14 protein-coding genes and 1 pseudogene are annotated in these 16,449 nt (G+C 60.3%); 5 read left to right on the top strand and 10 right to left on the bottom strand.

Annotation, left to right across the window (positions count from 1 at the left end; translation table 11 throughout):
- Window position 1 precedes the first annotated feature (1 nt).
- The 3 genes from P0D87_RS17560 to P0D87_RS17550 all read right to left on the bottom strand — a co-directional run bounded on the left by P0D87_RS17560 (window position 2) and on the right by P0D87_RS17550 (window position 3,034).
- On the bottom strand, window positions 2–2,287 hold the full coding sequence (locus P0D87_RS17560; protein ID WP_082367153.1) for an LPS-assembly protein LptD: 2,286 nt from the start codon (window positions 2,285–2,287) through the stop codon (window positions 2–4).
- Between the two features lie 143 nt (window positions 2,288–2,430).
- Window positions 2,431–2,820 carry a hypothetical protein gene (locus tag P0D87_RS17555; protein WP_053860828.1) on the bottom strand — a complete coding sequence of 130 codons (390 nt, stop codon included), beginning with the start codon at window positions 2,818–2,820 and terminating at the stop codon, window positions 2,431–2,433.
- Window positions 2,813–3,034, bottom strand: a complete 222-nt coding sequence (locus P0D87_RS17550) for a hypothetical protein (protein ID WP_053860140.1) — start codon at window positions 3,032–3,034, stop codon at window positions 2,813–2,815. Before P0D87_RS17550 ends, P0D87_RS17555 begins: the two co-directional genes overlap by 8 nt.
- A gap of 412 nt (window positions 3,035–3,446) precedes the next feature.
- Here P0D87_RS17550 and bamA point away from each other — a divergent pair.
- Both bamA and P0D87_RS17540 read left to right on the top strand, forming a co-directional pair.
- Window positions 3,447–5,681: pseudogene (bamA, locus tag P0D87_RS17545) on the top strand (outer membrane protein assembly factor BamA); the annotation flags it as partial.
- A 136-nt stretch (window positions 5,682–5,817) separates the two neighbouring features.
- A complete protein-coding gene (locus P0D87_RS17540; RefSeq protein WP_053860139.1) occupies window positions 5,818–7,068 on the top strand; it encodes an MFS transporter in 1,251 nt (416 codons plus the stop codon).
- Between the two features lie 21 nt (window positions 7,069–7,089).
- Here the strand turns inward: P0D87_RS17540 and P0D87_RS17535 are convergent, their stop codons facing one another.
- On the bottom strand, window positions 7,090–7,695 hold the full coding sequence (locus P0D87_RS17535; protein WP_053860138.1) for a peroxidase-related enzyme: 606 nt from the start codon (window positions 7,693–7,695) through the stop codon (window positions 7,090–7,092).
- 163 nt (window positions 7,696–7,858) lie between these two features.
- On the opposite strand from P0D87_RS17535, the gene P0D87_RS17530 reads away from it, so the two are divergent.
- Window positions 7,859–8,824, top strand: coding sequence for a LysR family transcriptional regulator (locus tag P0D87_RS17530; RefSeq protein ID WP_053860137.1), 966 nt, complete (start codon window positions 7,859–7,861; stop codon window positions 8,822–8,824).
- Window positions 8,825–8,836: 12 nt separating this feature from the next.
- Here the strand turns inward: P0D87_RS17530 and P0D87_RS17525 are convergent, their stop codons facing one another.
- A complete protein-coding gene (locus tag P0D87_RS17525; RefSeq protein WP_053860136.1) occupies window positions 8,837–9,823 on the bottom strand; it encodes a zinc-dependent alcohol dehydrogenase family protein in 987 nt (328 codons plus the stop codon).
- A gap of 93 nt (window positions 9,824–9,916) precedes the next feature.
- On the bottom strand, window positions 9,917–10,099 hold the full coding sequence (locus P0D87_RS17520; protein ID WP_006049846.1) for a hypothetical protein: 183 nt from the start codon (window positions 10,097–10,099) through the stop codon (window positions 9,917–9,919).
- Between the two features lie 411 nt (window positions 10,100–10,510).
- Here P0D87_RS17520 and P0D87_RS17515 point away from each other — a divergent pair, with 411 nt between their 5' ends.
- Window positions 10,511–10,891, top strand: coding sequence for a DUF3022 domain-containing protein (locus P0D87_RS17515; RefSeq protein ID WP_053860134.1), 381 nt, complete (start codon window positions 10,511–10,513; stop codon window positions 10,889–10,891).
- Window positions 10,892–10,937: 46 nt separating this feature from the next.
- Here the strand turns inward: P0D87_RS17515 and P0D87_RS17510 are convergent, their stop codons facing one another.
- Window positions 10,938–11,552: a TetR/AcrR family transcriptional regulator gene (locus tag P0D87_RS17510; RefSeq protein WP_053860133.1), complete on the bottom strand. Its 615-nt coding sequence runs from the start codon at window positions 11,550–11,552 to the stop codon at window positions 10,938–10,940.
- A gap of 83 nt (window positions 11,553–11,635) precedes the next feature.
- On the opposite strand from P0D87_RS17510, the gene P0D87_RS17505 reads away from it, so the two are divergent.
- Window positions 11,636–12,787, top strand: coding sequence for an MBL fold metallo-hydrolase (locus P0D87_RS17505; RefSeq protein ID WP_053860132.1), 1,152 nt, complete (start codon window positions 11,636–11,638; stop codon window positions 12,785–12,787).
- Window positions 12,788–12,807: 20 nt separating this feature from the next.
- Here P0D87_RS17505 and P0D87_RS17500 read toward each other — a convergent pair whose 3' ends face one another.
- The 3 genes from P0D87_RS17500 to P0D87_RS17490 form a co-directional block, all read right to left on the bottom strand.
- Complete coding sequence (locus tag P0D87_RS17500; RefSeq protein ID WP_149029238.1) at window positions 12,808–13,893, bottom strand: porin; 1,086 nt, start codon at window positions 13,891–13,893, stop codon at window positions 12,808–12,810.
- A gap of 125 nt (window positions 13,894–14,018) precedes the next feature.
- Window positions 14,019–15,320: a dicarboxylate/amino acid:cation symporter gene (locus P0D87_RS17495; RefSeq protein WP_053860130.1), complete on the bottom strand. Its 1,302-nt coding sequence runs from the start codon at window positions 15,318–15,320 to the stop codon at window positions 14,019–14,021.
- 153 nt (window positions 15,321–15,473) lie between these two features.
- Window positions 15,474–16,343, bottom strand: a complete 870-nt coding sequence (locus P0D87_RS17490; RefSeq protein WP_053860129.1) for an amidohydrolase family protein — start codon at window positions 16,341–16,343, stop codon at window positions 15,474–15,476.
- Window positions 16,344–16,449: the final 106 nt, after the last annotated feature.

The following is a 16,449-nucleotide window of genomic DNA, read 5'->3' as shown; positions in this document are numbered from 1 at the left end:
GCTATTGATAATCGCTGAAGCGCGACACCGGTTCTTCCACCGTCGACGCGGGCGTATAGCCGGGCACGTTGGCGCGAAACTGATTGAGCAAACCGTTATCGACCTGCGAAAAGCCCTTCAACTGAAGCTGCATCAGCATGCGGGTTCCAGTACTCGGCGATGTGGCCGAACTCGTCGCATTGGTGTACTTTTCGAATGCGACACCGAGGGACCAGCAGTTAGCGTCGTATTGAATCCCAAGCAAGCCGGCAATCAGCCGATGCGCACTCATGTCGTAATTGACACGCGCAACGCTGACGACATTGCGCGCAAGCGGCCATTGCCCGGAGACAATGAACTGATTGACCGGCTGATAGTCGAGCGTACTATTGGCTCGCGTGTAGCGGTACGCCATATTCAACACCTCGTGCGCGCCAGGCGCCCAGCCAAATCCGGCCTCCGCATGCGTGAGGTAATGATTGGCCTGACTGTACTCGACAGCCTGCTCCGCGCTGAGATTGGACCCCACCTTGTATGAGGCGCCGAGAATAATGCCGGTCCGCGCCACCGTGCTGATATTGTCGGTGGACTGCAACGTCACGCGCGGCGTGCGAAAGTCATATTGCTGCGCGAGAACAAAGCGCGCGCGCTCATCTCCGCTTGAGGGGTCGATGAAGCGCGTGGTTAATGCCGCCGTCGCGCGATTCGCATCGGACACCCTGTCATTACCGACAAAGCTGTTCTCCATGAACAATTCGGCGAGTCCGAAATCCGCGGCGGCCGTGTCGAATAGCGGCACATACGACTGATTGCGATAAGGCGTGTACACATAGAAGAGGCGCGGTTCGAGCGTCTGTATGTACGATTGCCCGAACAGCCGCACGCTTCGCTCGAAACGCATGCCGGAATCGAGGCTGAACGTCGGCACGTTCACGCTGAACGATTTGGGCTCGCCCGCGGGCACGTCGGAGCCGATCGACGTCAGATCATACGCAGCGAAATGCCACGCCAGCTTCGGTGTAATGAACCAGCCCGGACGCTCGATCGGATAGCTCACATACGGATTGAAAACGAAGCGATTGCCTTGCGTCATATCCGACGACGAGATGGTGAAGCGCGTCGCATCTGCTTCGGCGCCAAAATCGAAACCGCCCACGTTGTAGCGCGCGTAGCGAACATTGACTTGCGGCTCGCGGTTGTAAGTGGAGTCGCTGGAAAAAGATTGCCAGCGCTGCTCGCGCGCCAATACGGTCCACGGTCCATTCGAATAGGTGAGCCCCGCTTCCTGCTGATACAGCGTGGTCGAGCCGGTCGGAAAGGCAATGCCCGACGCGAGATCGGTCACGACCGTGGAGTCGGAGACGCGGTTGTAATTGGCGTATGCGCCGAATCCCGAGCCGAAATCCCAGTTCTCTTTCAACGCAATCGAATAGCGCTCCGTGTTGGTTATTGCATCGTGCGGCAGCCAGGCAACTGAAATCGAACCGGAATCGTTGGGCCGCAAATAACGGTAATCGGCTGTCAGCATCGCGCCTCTGCGCGTCATGATGCGTGGCGTCAGCGTGAGATCGTAGTTCGGTGCAAGGTTGAAGTAATACGGCAGCGCGACGTCGATGCCATTAGTGGAACTCATCGAGAAAGTCGGCGGCAACAGGCCGCTGCGCCGCGCGCCCGACAGTGGAAACGAGAGCCACGGACTCGCAAGCAGCGGCACGCCCTGAAAGAACAGCACGCCGTTATGCGCGATGCCCTCGTCTATGCCGGTATCCATGTCGAACTCCGATGCCTTCACGTACCAGGCCGGGTCCGACTCGCATTGACACGCGCTGTACGTGCCGTGATGCACGACCGAGCGCTCCTTATCCAGAAGATCGACGCGCCGTGCACTGCCCCAACCTCCAGTGAGATGGAACCGGTATTTGGGCACGCTGATATAGCCTTCATTCGCTGCCAGGTAAACGTGCGCGTCCGGGCCGTCGAACACGTTGCCATTCTGAACGAGTTGTACGTTGCCATAGGCATCGGCCTTATCCGTATCCACGTCGTAATGCAATGCGTCGCCCTTCACGATGGACACGCCGCGCCGCAACTGCGCGTGTCCCTTGAGCGACATGTCCGTGTCGGCTGTGGCCGTGACGGAATCGGCAATCGCCGATACGAATGGCTGATCTCCCGCGCGCATAGGCTGCTCGGTCAACTGCGGCGCGAGCCGCAGGCCCCATACGCCGTCGACAGATTCGGCTTGCGCAGCCGCGCCGCTCAATTGCGCGTGACCGGCAAGCGGCGCATAGCCCGCAGTACACAGCATCAGAGAAACGAGCCGCCTTAAGCGAATGCGCTGAAATACACTGCGTAGTTTCAAAAGAGGTAACGAAAGGAAAGAATGAAGGACGCAGCAATGCGAAAAGAAAGCACGCCGACGCCGGCAGCGTATTCACGAATGGAATGCGGCTATTGCAGCGTCGCATCGCTCGCGCGAGCCTCGTTTGCAGCCACCACGCCGCCGAGCGCATGCAGCAGATGAGGAATCTGCTCGGCGGGCAACGAAAACGACAGGCCCGCATTCGCCGATAGGCGAAAGCGGATCACCACCATGCCCATGCCTTCCAGCCGGCCAACTTCCCAACCCTGACAATGCAGTGCGAAACCTCTCTCCTGACCGTCGTGAGCCACGCGATCCGCATGCTCTATGGCATTGGGCAGCGCCACCAGAAGATCGTTGAGTACCGAACGATGCAGCGCGGCCGTGGGCTGATTGCCGTGAATCAGCAGGTACTGGCCGTCCGCCGTCAATTGCATGCCGGTGATCGAATCCAGCATGAAAGTCGAAATGTCAGCCACGAATCGCATCCTCTCGCGCGGGGTTGCCGCGCTCGCGCGCATCGACCGGATCGACCATAGCGACCGCATCGACCGCATCGATCGCATCGACCGCAGAGCGCGGCACGTCGCGGCGCACGAGCAGCGACGCTGTAGCAAGGCGCAACGAAAAGATCGGCGTCGAACTGACGCGCAAGATCGCTGCAAGAACCGCCGGTGAAAAGAACTCCATCATGACCCGCCCTCCAAATCGCGTTACGCCGGTAGCGCAATCGCCGATTTCACAATAGCAGCGCCCATGCGCCGTTGGGTTACACGCGCCCTACGCTTTCTTCGCCTCTGTAACGCATTATTTCCGCGCACAACGCTGACAGCCCCCGCGCACCGCCTCGTCGATAGATTGGACACCGCACGACCATAAGGCGCGGAAAGTTTCCGGTAACGATAGCCGCCGCACACGTCCCTATACTTCGCGCTTTCCAGAGCCCAATACCGCCGTTTCGAATGCGCCGTTTGCCTTCGAGCGTTCTCATCTGCGCTCGCGCGCGCTGCATCAGGATCGATAACCCAAGATGAACTTTCAAGCTTTAACGAGCCGGCTGGCAGGCGCGCTTTCATTCGCCGGCATCACGCTGGCAAGCAGCCCCGCGCATTCCGCCGAACCGTTCGTCGTGCAGGACATCAGGATAGAAGGTCTGCAACGCATCGAAGTGGGCACCCTCTTCGCCTATCTGCCGATCAAACAGGGAGAGCCCTTTACGGACGATAAGGCTTCCGAATCGATTCGCGCGCTCTATGCCACCGGCTTTTTCAACGACGTGCGTATCTCCACCGAAGGCAATGTCGTCACCGTGCACGTTCAGGAACGCCCCGCCGTCGGCACAATCGACTTCGCGGGCATTCACGAGTTCGACAAGGAAAACCTGACGAAGGCGCTGCGCGCCGTCGGTTTGTCGCAAGGCCGCTCTTACGACAAGGCGCTCGTCGACAAGGCGGAGCAGGAATTGAAGCGCCAGTACCTGACGCGCGGCTATTACGCCGCGGAAGTGACGACGACGATCACGCCAATCGACCGTAACCGTGTGGCGATTCTTTTCTCCGTGGCCGAAGGTCCGAGTGCAAAGATCAGGCAGATCAATTTCATCGGCAACAGCGTATTCAGCACGGACACGTTGCGCGACGAAATGCAGTTGTCCACGCCGAACTGGTTCTCGTGGTACACGAAAAACGATCTGTATGCGAAAGACAAGCTCACCGGCGACCTGGAACATGTGCGCTCGTACTACCTGAATCGCGGCTATCTGGAGTTCAACATCGAATCGACGCAGGTATCGCTTTCGCCGGACAAGAAGGATATGTATCTGACGGTCACGCTTCACGAAGGCGAGCCGTACACCATTTCTTCTATCAAGCTGGCGGGCAACCTGCTCGACCGCGAGAGCGAGTTGGCGAAACTCGTGAACATCAAGGCCGGCGAGCGCTTTTCCGCGGAAAAGCTGCAGGCCGCGACGAAGGCCGTGGTCGACAAGCTCGGCGAATACGGCTACGCGTTCGCCACCGTGAATGCATTGCCGAAGATCGATCAGCAACACCGTACGGTCGACCTGACGCTGCAAGTGGACCCGAGCCGCCGTGTCTATGTGCGCCATATCAACGTGACCGGCAACACCCGCACGCGCGACGAAGTAGTGCGCCGCGAAATGCGTCAGCTCGAAAGTTCGTGGTTCGACTCGAACCGCCTGATGTTGTCGAAGGACCGTGTGAATCGTCTCGGCTATTTCACCGATGTCGACGTGACCACCGTGCCGGTGGAGGGATCGCCGGATCAGGTCGACGTGGATGTCAAAGTCAACGAGAAGCCGACCGGCGCGATTACGCTGGGAGCGGGCTTTTCGTCCACCGACAAGGTGGTACTTTCAGCCGGCATTTCGCAGGACAATGTGTTCGGTTCCGGCACGAGCCTCGCGGTGAACGTGAATACGGCGAAGACGTACCGCACGCTTTCGCTTACACAAACGGACCCGTACTTCACCGTGGACGGCATCAAGCGTATTACCGACGTCTACTACCGCACCACCTATCCGCTCTATTACTACACTGATACGAGTTTTCGCATCATCACCGTGGGCGCGGATCTGAAGTTCGGCATTCCGTTCTCCGAGGCGGACACCGTCTATTTCGGCCTCGGACTCGAGCAGAACCGGCTGAGCACGGATTCATCGACGCCGCAAAGCTATAAAGACTATGTGGCCGAGTTCGGCAATGTGGTCAACAACGTGCCCATTACAGCAGGCTGGGCGCGCGACAATCGCGACAGCGCACTGGTGCCGAGCCGCGGTTACTTCGTGCAGGCCAATAGCGAAGTCGGCACGCCGGCGGGCGGCACCGAGTACTACAAGACCGACCTTCAGGCGCAGTACTACTACTCGTTCTCGCGCGGCTTCATTCTCGGCCTCAATCTTCAAGGGGGCTACGGTAATGGGTTTGCCGGCAAGGCCTATCCGATCTTCAAGAACTACTACGCAGGCGGCATTGGCTCGGTGCGCGGCTACGAATCCGGCTCGCTCGGGCCGACCGACAAAACCACGGGCGACCCGATTGGCGGCTCGCGAATGGTCGTGGCCAACGTCGAAATGACGTTCCCGCTGCCCGGCACCGGATGGGACAGAACACTGCGCGTTTTCACCTTCGTCGACGCCGGCAATGTGTGGGGCAGCGAAGGCAATAGTACCGGCGCAAACGGCTTGCGCTACAGCTATGGCGCGGGACTCGAATGGATTTCGCCAATTGGCCCGCTGAAATTGTCGCTCGGCTTTCCGGTCGTCAAACACGCGACCGACAAGTATCAGAAGTTCCAGTTTCAGATCGGCACGTCGTTCTGATTCCGTCGACGCTTATTGCAAGCATTGCACGCGCACGCCGCATTGCACACGTGAGCCATATTCACCTGTCGTCAAAAACTTTTCTTTTGCCGCTTCTGATACTCGCTGCGACCATTGTGTCAAAGGAGATCAGAACATGTCGACCACCAGCAGCAGACGCTTCACGCCCGCGTTCAATCACACGACGCTCGTCATTCTCGCCGCCGCGCTTGTTCTCAGCGCGGCAATGGGCATCCGGCAAACCTTCGGGCTCTTCATCGGGCCTTTTTCGTTCGATCGAGGCTTGCCCGTCACGCTGATCGCATTCGCGATCGCACTGCACAATCTCGTGTGGGGTTTCGCGCAACCGTTCGCGGGCGCAGCCGCGGATCGCTACGGCTCCGCGCCGGTGGTCGCATTCGGCGCGACGACTTTTGCAGCGGGCCTGGGACTCGCGGCAGCCACGCCGAGCGGCCCGTTGTTGATCGTCGGCATGGGTCTGCTGGTCGGCATCGGCGTGAGTTGCACCACGTTCGGTGTCGTGCTGCCTGCGGTCGGCCGCGTTGCGTCGCCTGAAAAGCGCAGCATGGCAATGGGTCTTGTCAGCGCAGGCGGCTCCGTCGGGCAAGTATTGATGGTTCCTCTCGTGCAAGGAATCAGGCTCCATGCGGGTATCGCCACGTCGCTCTTCGTGCTCGCTTTCGTGATGCTGATGGTCGCCCCGCTCGGCATCGTATTGGACCGTCGCGCGCCTGTAGGAGCGCCGCGGCACGAACCTCCCGCTGCGCCGTTACGCGATACGCTCGCACAAGCCGCGCGACATCGCGGCTACCGGCTGCTCACGCTCGGCTTCTTTACCTGCGGATTCCAGCTCGCATTCATCGCCACACACTTGCCTGGCTATCTGTCGCTGTGCCATATGCCGATCGGACTCGGCGCAACCGCGCTCGCGCTGATCGGTCTGTTCAATATGGTCGGCAGTTGGGGTTGTGGCTGGCTTGGTGGCCGCTTCCGGCAGCATTACGTGCTTGGCTGGCTCTATCTGATTCGCAGCGCGACGATCGGCGCATTCTTCCTGCTGCCGAAAAGCGCGGTGACGGTGGTGCTATTCGCAGCCGTAATGGGCCTCACATGGCTCGGTACGGTTCCGCTGACGAGCGGACTCGTCGCGAAAGTATTCGGCACGCGGCATCTTGGCAGCCTGTTCGGCGTGTGCTTTCTGAGCCATCAGATCGGTTCGTTTCTCGGCGCGTGGCTAGGCGGCGTCGTATTCGATCTAACCGGCTCGTATTCGCTGCTGTGGCAAGCAACGGTGGCGAGCGGACTTATCGCCGCGTTGCTGCACTTTCCCATTGACGATACCGCGCTGCCCACGCCCGCCCTCCGTTCCGAACCGGCGAGCGCATAAACGGCATAGCGCAGAATAAGCCTATTTTGAAGCAGTATCCGATGCGGCTTTCGGCACGCGGCCCATCAAATAGAACTCGTCGTTGGGACGCATCGAAATGACATTGGCCATGCGATTCGACAAGCCGAAAAATGCCGTGATCGCAGCAATATCCCAGATGTCTTCGTCGGAGAAGCCGTGTTCGCGCAGGAGCTCGAAGTCGGCTTCATCGACGCTGCCCGATTCGCGGCACACCTTCAATGCAAAGTCGAGCATGGCGTTTTGCCGCGCGGTAATGTCCGCCTTGCGATGATTGACGGCAAGCTGGTCCGCGAGCAAGGGCGCCTTTTCGTAGATGCGCACGATCGCGCCATGCGCGACCACGCAATACAGGCAATTGTTCACCGCGCTCGTGGCCACCACGATCATTTCGCGCTCGCCTTTGGTGAGGCCGCCTTCCTTCAGCATTAACGCGTCGTGGTACGCAAAGAACGCGCGAAACTCATCCGGCCGATGCGCGAGCGTCAGAAATACATTCGGCACGAAACCGGCTTTCTGCTGCACTTCGAGAATGCGCGCACGGATGTCGTCGGGCCATTCGCTGGGATCGGGCACGGGGTAGCGGCTGATCGGCTGAAGCGTTGTCATGCTGTGTCTCCTTTATCGCGCTATATGTGATGACGATTGTAGCGCTCGCGTCCATTTGCGGGGCACAGTGCACTTGCGCTCCACGCAATCGTGTTGCAGCTCTTCCAGAACTCGCGGCAATCCGGTATTTTGCATCGATTCAACTCGATGAGCATGCGCGTTCATGGACCGTCTTGAAGCAATGTCGATTCTGGTGGCCGCGGCGGAAAGCGGCAGCTTCTCCGCTGCCAGCCGCAAGCTACGCATGCCGCTGCCCACGGTAAGCCGCAAAGTCGCGGAACTGGAGGCGCATCTCAACGCGCGTCTTCTCGTTCGATCGACACGCAAGCTCACGCTCACCGACGCGGGCGTCGCCTATCTCGCGGCCTGCAAGCAGATTCTCGAGCAGGTGAGCGAGGCGGAAAGCGCCGCCGCGGGCGAGTACAGCGCGCCGCGCGGAGAACTCGTGGTGACAGCGCCTGTCGTCTTCGGGCGGTTGCATATGCTGCCCGTCGTCAGCGACTTTCTCGCAGCGTTTGCGGAGATAACCGTGCGGCTCGTGCTCGCGGATCGCAACCTGCATCTGCTGGACGAGCATATCGACGTCGCGCTGCGCATCGGCAAGCTGCCCGATAGCAGCATGGTCGCGACGCAGGTGGGCACCGTGGGCCGCGTCGTGTGCGCAAGTCCGCAGTACCTTGCGCAAGCCGGCGAGCCGCAAACGCCTGCCGATCTGGCGCGCTTCTCATGCATCGTTTCGGATGCGTTGCCTTCGAGTTACGTGTGGGAATTTGGCGGACACCAGGCCCCGCAGCAGACGGTGCCGGTTCGTGCACGGCTGTCGGTCAATACCGTTGAAGCGGCGATCGATGCGGCCATCGCCGGTGTCGGTTTGACAAACGTGCTGTCGTATCAGGCAGCAAGCGCGGTCAGTGAAGGAAAACTGAAACTGGTGCTGCGCGAGTTCGAGCCCGAGCCGATACCGGTGAGCGTCATGCATGCGGGACAAGGAAAATTGCCGCTGAAAACGCGTAGTTTTATCGATTTCATCGTGCCGCGTCTGCGCGCGGCATTGGCTCACGATAAGGAAATGCTGGGTGCAAAAGATCCCGCGCGCGGCAAGCATCGACGCGCGTCGCCGGGTCGATAACGGGTTCCGCAATCACCGCATGCGCAACACCGCCGCACCGCTTAGTCTGCCGTCGCGCAGATCGTCGAGGGCCCGGTTTGCATCCGCGAGCGCATAAGGCGTGGTTTCGATTTGCAACGGCATTCGCGCCGCGAGTTGCATGAAGGCATGACCGTCGGCGCGCGTGAGGTTGGCAACCGAACACACGCGCCGTTCACCCCACAACAGATCGTAGGGGAACGACGGAATGTCGCTCATATGAATGCCGCCGCACACGACAACGCCGCCCTTCGTCACGGCCCTCAATGCAGCAGGCACGAGTGGCCCGGCCGACGCGAAGATGAGCGCCGCGTCGAGTTGTTCGGGCGGCGTCTCGTCGCTGCCGCCGGCCCAGTGCACCCCGAGCCGCAACGCGAACTGCTGCGCGGCGGTATCGCCCGGACGCGTCAGCGCGAACACCGTGCGGCCCTGGTGCAGCGCCACCTGCGCGACGATATGCGCGGCCGCGCCGAACCCGTAGATGCCGATTGCGCGCGCATCGCCTGCCATGCTCAGTGTGCGATAGCCGATCAGGCCGGCGCATAGCAGCGGTGCTGCTTCGAGATCGGAATAGCGCTCGGGTAGATGCAGGCAATAGCGGGCATCGGCGACCGTGCGCTCCGCGTATCCGCCGTCGATCGTATAGCCCGTAAAGCCCGGCGCGTCGCACAAATTTTCGCGGCCGCTCGTGCAATAGCGGCAGTGGCCACAGGTGTGGCCGATCCACGGCACGCCAACGCGATCGCCCACCTGAAACCCGGCGACGTCGTTGCCCAATGCGGCCACTGTTCCCACGATCTCATGTCCGGGAATGATGGGCCGCTTCGGATGCGCGAGTTCTCCGTCGACGACATGCAAATCCGTTCGGCACACGCCGCACGCGTGAACGCCGATCAGCAACTGGCCAGCCGCCGGTTGCGGATCGGACATGTCGCGCTCATGCAGCACCGCAGCGCTTCCGTCGAACACCATTGCGCGCATGTCATTCCTTCGTGCGTGGCGATGGCGCGGAGCCGCTCCATGTACTCGCCGTTTGCCGCGCGATGACGCGAACCAAACGCCGGCTTTGCAAGCTTACTGGCTCGCCGCGGATGCGCCTCCCATCGGCGGCGCGACGCTATTGCTCGTGGCAGCCGGCCCGCTCATGCCGGCCGTTCCCGCCGTATCGTTCGAGCCGGAGCGTTTGCACCCGAATGTGCCGCCTGCCAGCGCCGCGATCAATACCGCGACCATTGCCTTGCCTAGAACTCGTTCCATCATCCTCTCCTCACGGGTCGTGAGCGTCGGGCATCGCGCTTCTCGCCGTCGGCGAACGCGCGATCGCTTCGACAAATCGTGCGGACGCCGGCGATTGATTGCCTCACAAAGCGCCTTGAAACAGGACGCATGATCGACATGCCGACGCGACACGGCTTCGCAATATGCGACCGCCTTCTGTCCCTGTACAAGTTGCAATCCTGTGTAAAAAGCGCAACCCGTATGCGGCGTGCGCTCGCGTCGGTTATTGCGTCCGCGAACGCGCAGTCCACTGCATCCTCGCGTACATGGTTCGATGTTTGCGAGTTCGCATTGCAGAGTAAGGACGGCAACGCATAATCGGAACGCACGCATGAGTTGCGCCCGCTTTGACGACGCCGCCCTACGAACCCACACTATGCGAGGTCAGTCATGCGCGAAACGGACCGACAGCAGCGGATCGAGGAAATCGAATTGGCGCTCGCGAGCGCCTTTGAATCGCCGAAATCGCCGAGTGTCTTTACCTACGATGAAGGCGCCACGTTTTACATGCAGTTGGCGTGGGTTCTGCAATCGCACGGCGATACATCGCTCGATACGCGTTGCGCCGCGACGCTCCGGTTTTCTCAGGCGCAGATAAACCGGTATGCGGCGATGGACACCATCAAGCGCAGGACGATTCAGGAGCGGCTCAAAGCGACTGTACAGACGCGTTTTGCGGAATTGAAAAGCTCGTCCCCAAACCAGAACGACTGTGCGCTTGAAGTGAATGTGGATGACAGTCTGTTCGACGTGCCGGAAGAACCTGTTTAATCGCGCGGCAGTTGAATGCGTTGTTGCGCGATAAAACGCTCGCCGCTTACGCGTAGCGCGCGAGAAACATATCCGCCGCGGATTCGGCGATTGTCTGCTGCTTGGTCTCGCTGAGCGGCGGCTGGCCCATCGTCACTTGCGGCCAGAACGCAAACGCCTTGACGAGCCCTTGCAACTGATGCGAGGCAAACACAGGGTCTGCAATTCGCAGACGCTGGTCGGCCGCGGCCGCGCGTATCCACACGGTCAGGTCTTCCTCGCGTTCGCCGAGACGCGCGACCATATCGCGCGCGCGCTCCGGCGAATGAATGCCCGCGGCGATCGCAACGCGCGCGAGCGAGAGGAACGCTTCGTCGTTGATAAGCCGCAGCTTGCGCATTAAAAGTTCGATTAGTTGCTCGCGCAACGGGACGTTCGCCCGATAAGCAAGTGTCTCGCCGGCGTGACTCGCGTCCCACAACTGCCGCAGTATTTCGGCGAAGAGCGCTTCCTTGCTGGGGAAATGGTTATAGACCGTGCGCTTCGATACATTCGCGCGCGCGGCGATGCGATCCATGCTGGTGGCGTCGAAACCGGCCGCCAGAAATTCCTCGATTGCCGCGTTAATGACGGCGACACGCTTGCGGTCGGTGAGGCGTTGGTGAGTGACTGTGGGGTCCATCCGGAAATTTTACACTGTGCAGTTTACTTTTCGAGATTATAAAGTACACTGCTCAGTCTACTTTCCAACTCGGGACGCCACACATGACATCGCTCCTCGACTCCATCAGCCGGACTTTGGGTTTCGCTGCCGCGAGGCGCGGACGCGAGTTGTCCGCGCTGTCGGCGCAGCATGACGGCGAGCGCTTTCGCAACGTGAAGCCGCGTCCTGTCGAAGGATTCGGCAAGACCTTGCGCATTGCGTGGAATGTGCTGCTCAACAAGCCGTCGGGCACGGTGCCGCTGGCCACCTTGCCGGTCGACAGATTGACGCGCGAGGATCTCGATGCGGCGCCGGATAGAAGCCTTTACCGGCTCGGACATTCGACCGTGCTGCTCAAGTTGCGCGGCGAGTTCTGGTTGACCGATCCGGTGTTCGCAGAACGCGCTTCACCATTTCGGCGCTTCGGTCCCAAACGTTTTCATGCGCCGCCTATTGCGCTCGAAGATCTGCCGCCGCTTGCCGGCGTGATTCTTTCGCACGACCACTACGATCATCTGGACCACGAAACAGTGCTCGCGCTTGCCGCTACGACAAAGCTCTTTGTCACGCCGCTCGGCGTCGGCGACCGGCTTATCGAATGGGGTATCGACGCGGGCAAGGTGCGTCAACTGGACTGGTGGCAAAGCTTGGAGATCGACGGGATTGCATTCACCGCAACGCCTGGCCAGCATTTCTCGGGGCGCAGTCTGTTCGACGGCAACAGCACGCTGTGGGCGTCGTGGGTTATCGTCGATAACGATTTGCGCGTGTTCTTTAGCGGCGACACCGGCTACTTCGACGGCTTCAGGACCATTGGCGAACGCCTCGGTCCGTTCGACATCACGCTCGTCGAAACCGGCGCGTACGACGCGCAATGGCCGTACGTCCACATGCAGCCGGAAGAGACGGTACAGGCGCACGTCGACTTGCGCGGCCGCTGGCTTGTGCCGATTCACAACGGCACGTTCGATCTCGCGATGCACCGGTGGTACGACCCGTTCGAGCGCGTGCTGGGTCTCGCCGCTGCGCGCGGCGTCGCGCTTTCCACACCACGCATGGGCGAGCGGCTCGACCTCACAGCGCCGCATCGTGGCGAGCGTTGGTGGCGTAACGCAATGGAAGTCGCCGAAGCGCCGCAAACGTCGCGGGGCCTGTTCGCGCGTCTGTTCTCGTGCAACACTGCACGGCGCGCGGAACCAGGCAGCAGCGCATAAGGCGGACTGTTTCATCGCACCTAGAAGGTGTGCTGCATTCCCACGCCATATGTGCTGCCTGACGGATTCGCAGTGAGTTTGTCGTATGAATAGACGGTATAGACGAACGTGCGTTTCGACAGAATGTACTCGTAAGCAAGGCTCGCCGTGTTGCGCACGTTGCTGTGATTCAGCGGCGCACTGTGTTTGGTGCGCGCCCACTCGGCGAGTATCACATTCGACGGCGTGAGCGGCACCGAAACGCCCAGTTCATAAGTGTGCGAGCCGGTCTCCACATTGTTATTGCTGGTCATTTGCGCGGCGCCGTAGACCTTCATGAACCTCGCGTCATACGCGGCTCCCGCGAGATAAAGGTACTGACCGCTTGACGGCGCAACCGCCGCAGTGCGTACGCGTTGCGCGGAAAACACCGCCGTGAGCGGTCCTTTTGCGTAGGTCAAATGCAGGCCGATATTGTCGCGCCCCTGGTGCCCCGTCGTGCTGCTTACGCTATAAATCGCGGTGCCCGTGAGCCCACCATAATTTGGCGAAACGTACTCGATTGCGTTTTGCCAGACCGTATCGCCAATCACCGTGTTGCTATAGCTCGCCGTGTACGACTGCACGATCAACGGCGAAAAGACAACGGAAGAACCGAACGGATTGACGAGTTGCTGGTTGATATACGTCGGGTTGGTTTGCTCGCCAAACTTGAACGTGCCGTATGCGCCGGTAAGTCCCACATAGGCGTTGCGTGAAAATAGCCCGTCAGTCGTATTGCGTCCCATCTGCCCGGTATTCGGCCGGAAAAAACTTTCGAGGCTGAAGATCACCGCGTTGCCGCCGCCAATGTCCTCGCGGCCGCGAATGCCCCAAAACGATGTCGTCATTCCGCCGCCGCCCATCTGCACCGTACTCGAGCGTGTCGTGCTGAGTTTGGAACTGTCGACGTACATGCCGATCAGGCCGTAAATCTGCACCGACGATGAAGACACGGACGCCGCGCCCGCCGCGGCTTGTGAAGAATCGGCGTGCGCGGTGCCGCTCGCCGCCATCGAAAGAGCCGTCGCAATGCACGCAGCGTTCACGTGCAGCATGCGGCGCATGGCATTTGTTTTTGTCCACATGAATCACGTCTCCAGACCAGTTTCTATTTTTTTGAATGCAAGCGTCCCCTGCTGCGTGCGCGAATGCGCTCGCAGTCATCAGGACACTGCAATGTATTCGGCGGCTAGCCCGTTAATTCCCGCGCTTAATCCGTGCGTCGGCGCGACATGCCTGCATTGAGCTTCGATCGATCGAGCTCGTGTTCCCACGCGGAGACGACGAGCGTCGCGACGCCGTTGCCGATCGTGTTCACAATCGCGAGACCTGTACCCATGAAACGGTGAATGCCGAGAATCAGCACCATGCCGGACACTGGAATGAGCGGGAAAACCAGTAACGTCGAAGTCAGCATCACGAATGCGGCGCCAGCCACGCCGCTCGCTCCTTTCGACGTCAGCATCGCCACGCCGACCAGCGTCAATTGCTGCATGAGGCTGAGCTCGATGTTGAATGCCTGCGCGATAAAAAGCACGGCCATCGTCAGATAGATGTTAGTGCCGTCGAGATTGAATGAATAGCCGGCCGGAATGACGAGTCCGACAACCGATTTGGAGCAGCCAAGACGCTCGAGTTTTTCGAGCATCTGCGGCAGCGCGGCCTCGGAAGAACTCGTGCCCAGCACAATCAGGACCTCTTCGCGGATATAACTCATGAAGCGCAGAATGCTGAAACCGAGTAGCCGCGAAATCGCGCCGAGCACCACGATCACGAATACGAACAGCGTCGCATAGAAGGCGCCGATCAGTTTCAGCAAAGGCACGACCGCGCCGATCCCGTACGTGCCGATCGTGAACGCAATCGAGCCAAAAGCGCCGATCGCGGCCACTTTCATGATGATGTGCACGATGCCGAAAAAGGTATGCGCGAAATAGTCGATCATTGCGATGAGCGGGCGCCCGCGCTCTCCCGTGGCGGCAAGCGCAGCACCGAACAGCACGGAAATCAGCAGGATTTGCAGTACATTTCCCGACGCAAAAGCGCCTGTGACGGTGTCGGGAATAATGTGCATCAGGAACTCGATTGTATTCTGCTGATGCGCCGCAGTCGTATAACCGGCGAGAGCTTTCGTATCGATGGTGGCCGGATTCAGATTAAAGCCGCTGCCAGGACGAAAGACATGTCCTGCCACGAGCCCGACCACGAGCGAGAGCGTCGACACGATTTCGAAGTAGAGCAGCGCCTTGCCGCCTACTCGCCCGACCTTCTTCATGTCGCCCATTCCGGCAATGCCGGTCACAACGGTGCAGAAGATAATCGGCCCGATCACCATCTTGATCAGCTTGATGAACGCGTCGCCAAGCGGTTTCATCTTCACGGCAAGCGACGGCGCGAAATGCCCAAGCAGCACGCCAATAACGATCGCGACGAACACATGAAAGTAAAGCGTGCGATAGAACGGCTTCCTTGCGCCGGACGCGGACGAGGTCATGACGGCGCTCTCGCTCATGAAGCTGCTCCGGGTCGAATAACGCGGGCATTAGTGCTGATCATCTTTGTCTCCATCGGGAATAGTGAGCGGAAAGCCGATATATATACAGGTCGCTTTCCACAGAGCTGCCATCTGATGCGGCAGTTCTCGATACCGGTACAGCGTCAACTGTTATGAGCGAAAGCCGTAAAGCCGCGCGGGATTCGTCACCAGCAGCTTTTCGCGCAATGCCTCGTCGGGGCAGAAACGGAACAGCAGGTCGACCAGTTCGCCATCGTTCGGCATGTCCTTGCTGATGTTCGGATGCGGCCAATCGGTGCCCCACAGTACCCGGTCCGGCGCGGCGTCGATGAGTGCTTGCGCGAATGGAATCGCATCGTCGAACGGCCGGTAGCCTGCCGAAACGCGCTCGGAACCGCATACTTTGACCCATGCGAGCGGATTGCGCATGAGATCGAGTAGTTGGCGAAAGGGCTGCTGATCGAGTCCCGCTTCGGCACGCACGCGGCCCATGTGATCGATCACGAACGGGACGTTGATGCGCGCGATCCGCTCCGCGTATTGCAGAATGTCCTGCGCGTCCAGATGCAACACGACATGCCAGCCAAGTTGCTCGATGCGTTCGAGTACGCGGTCGAACACATCGAGATCCGGCGCGCCGCCAAGATGCGCGACGAAGTTAAAGCGCACGCCTCGCACACCGCGCGCGTCGAGGTCGGCAAGTTGCGCATCGGTCACATCGCCGTCGACGATCGCGACGCCGCGATAACGGCCGTCACTTCGGGCAATCGCGTCGAGCATCGCGGTGTTGTCGGTGCCATGACAACTCGCCTGCACGATCACGCCGCGGCTCACGCCGAGAAAATCGTGCAGCGCGACGAGTTGCTCGAAAGGCGCGTCGGGCGGCGTGTAGCTGCGATCGGGCGCATACGGAAAAACGTCGGCGGGACCAAAGACATGACAATGCGCGTCGCAGGCGCCGGCGGGCAGTCGCTGCGCGGGACGGACAGGATGGGGATCGGGCGGCAAGCAGGATTTCATATGTGCTTCGTCTCTATCTGGTTCTGGTGGCCGCGGCGCGGCCGAGTGCGGCGGCTGGGTGCGGGGCTGTGTGCGGCTGCGTATGTAAGCTGGAGTAAGCGGATTG

It is taken from the genome of Paraburkholderia sp. RL17-368-BIF-A, assembly GCF_046054045.1.
Lineage (GTDB): Bacteria > Pseudomonadota > Gammaproteobacteria > Burkholderiales > Burkholderiaceae > Paraburkholderia > Paraburkholderia graminis.
This window is presented reverse-complemented; position numbering and strand designations above follow the sequence as displayed.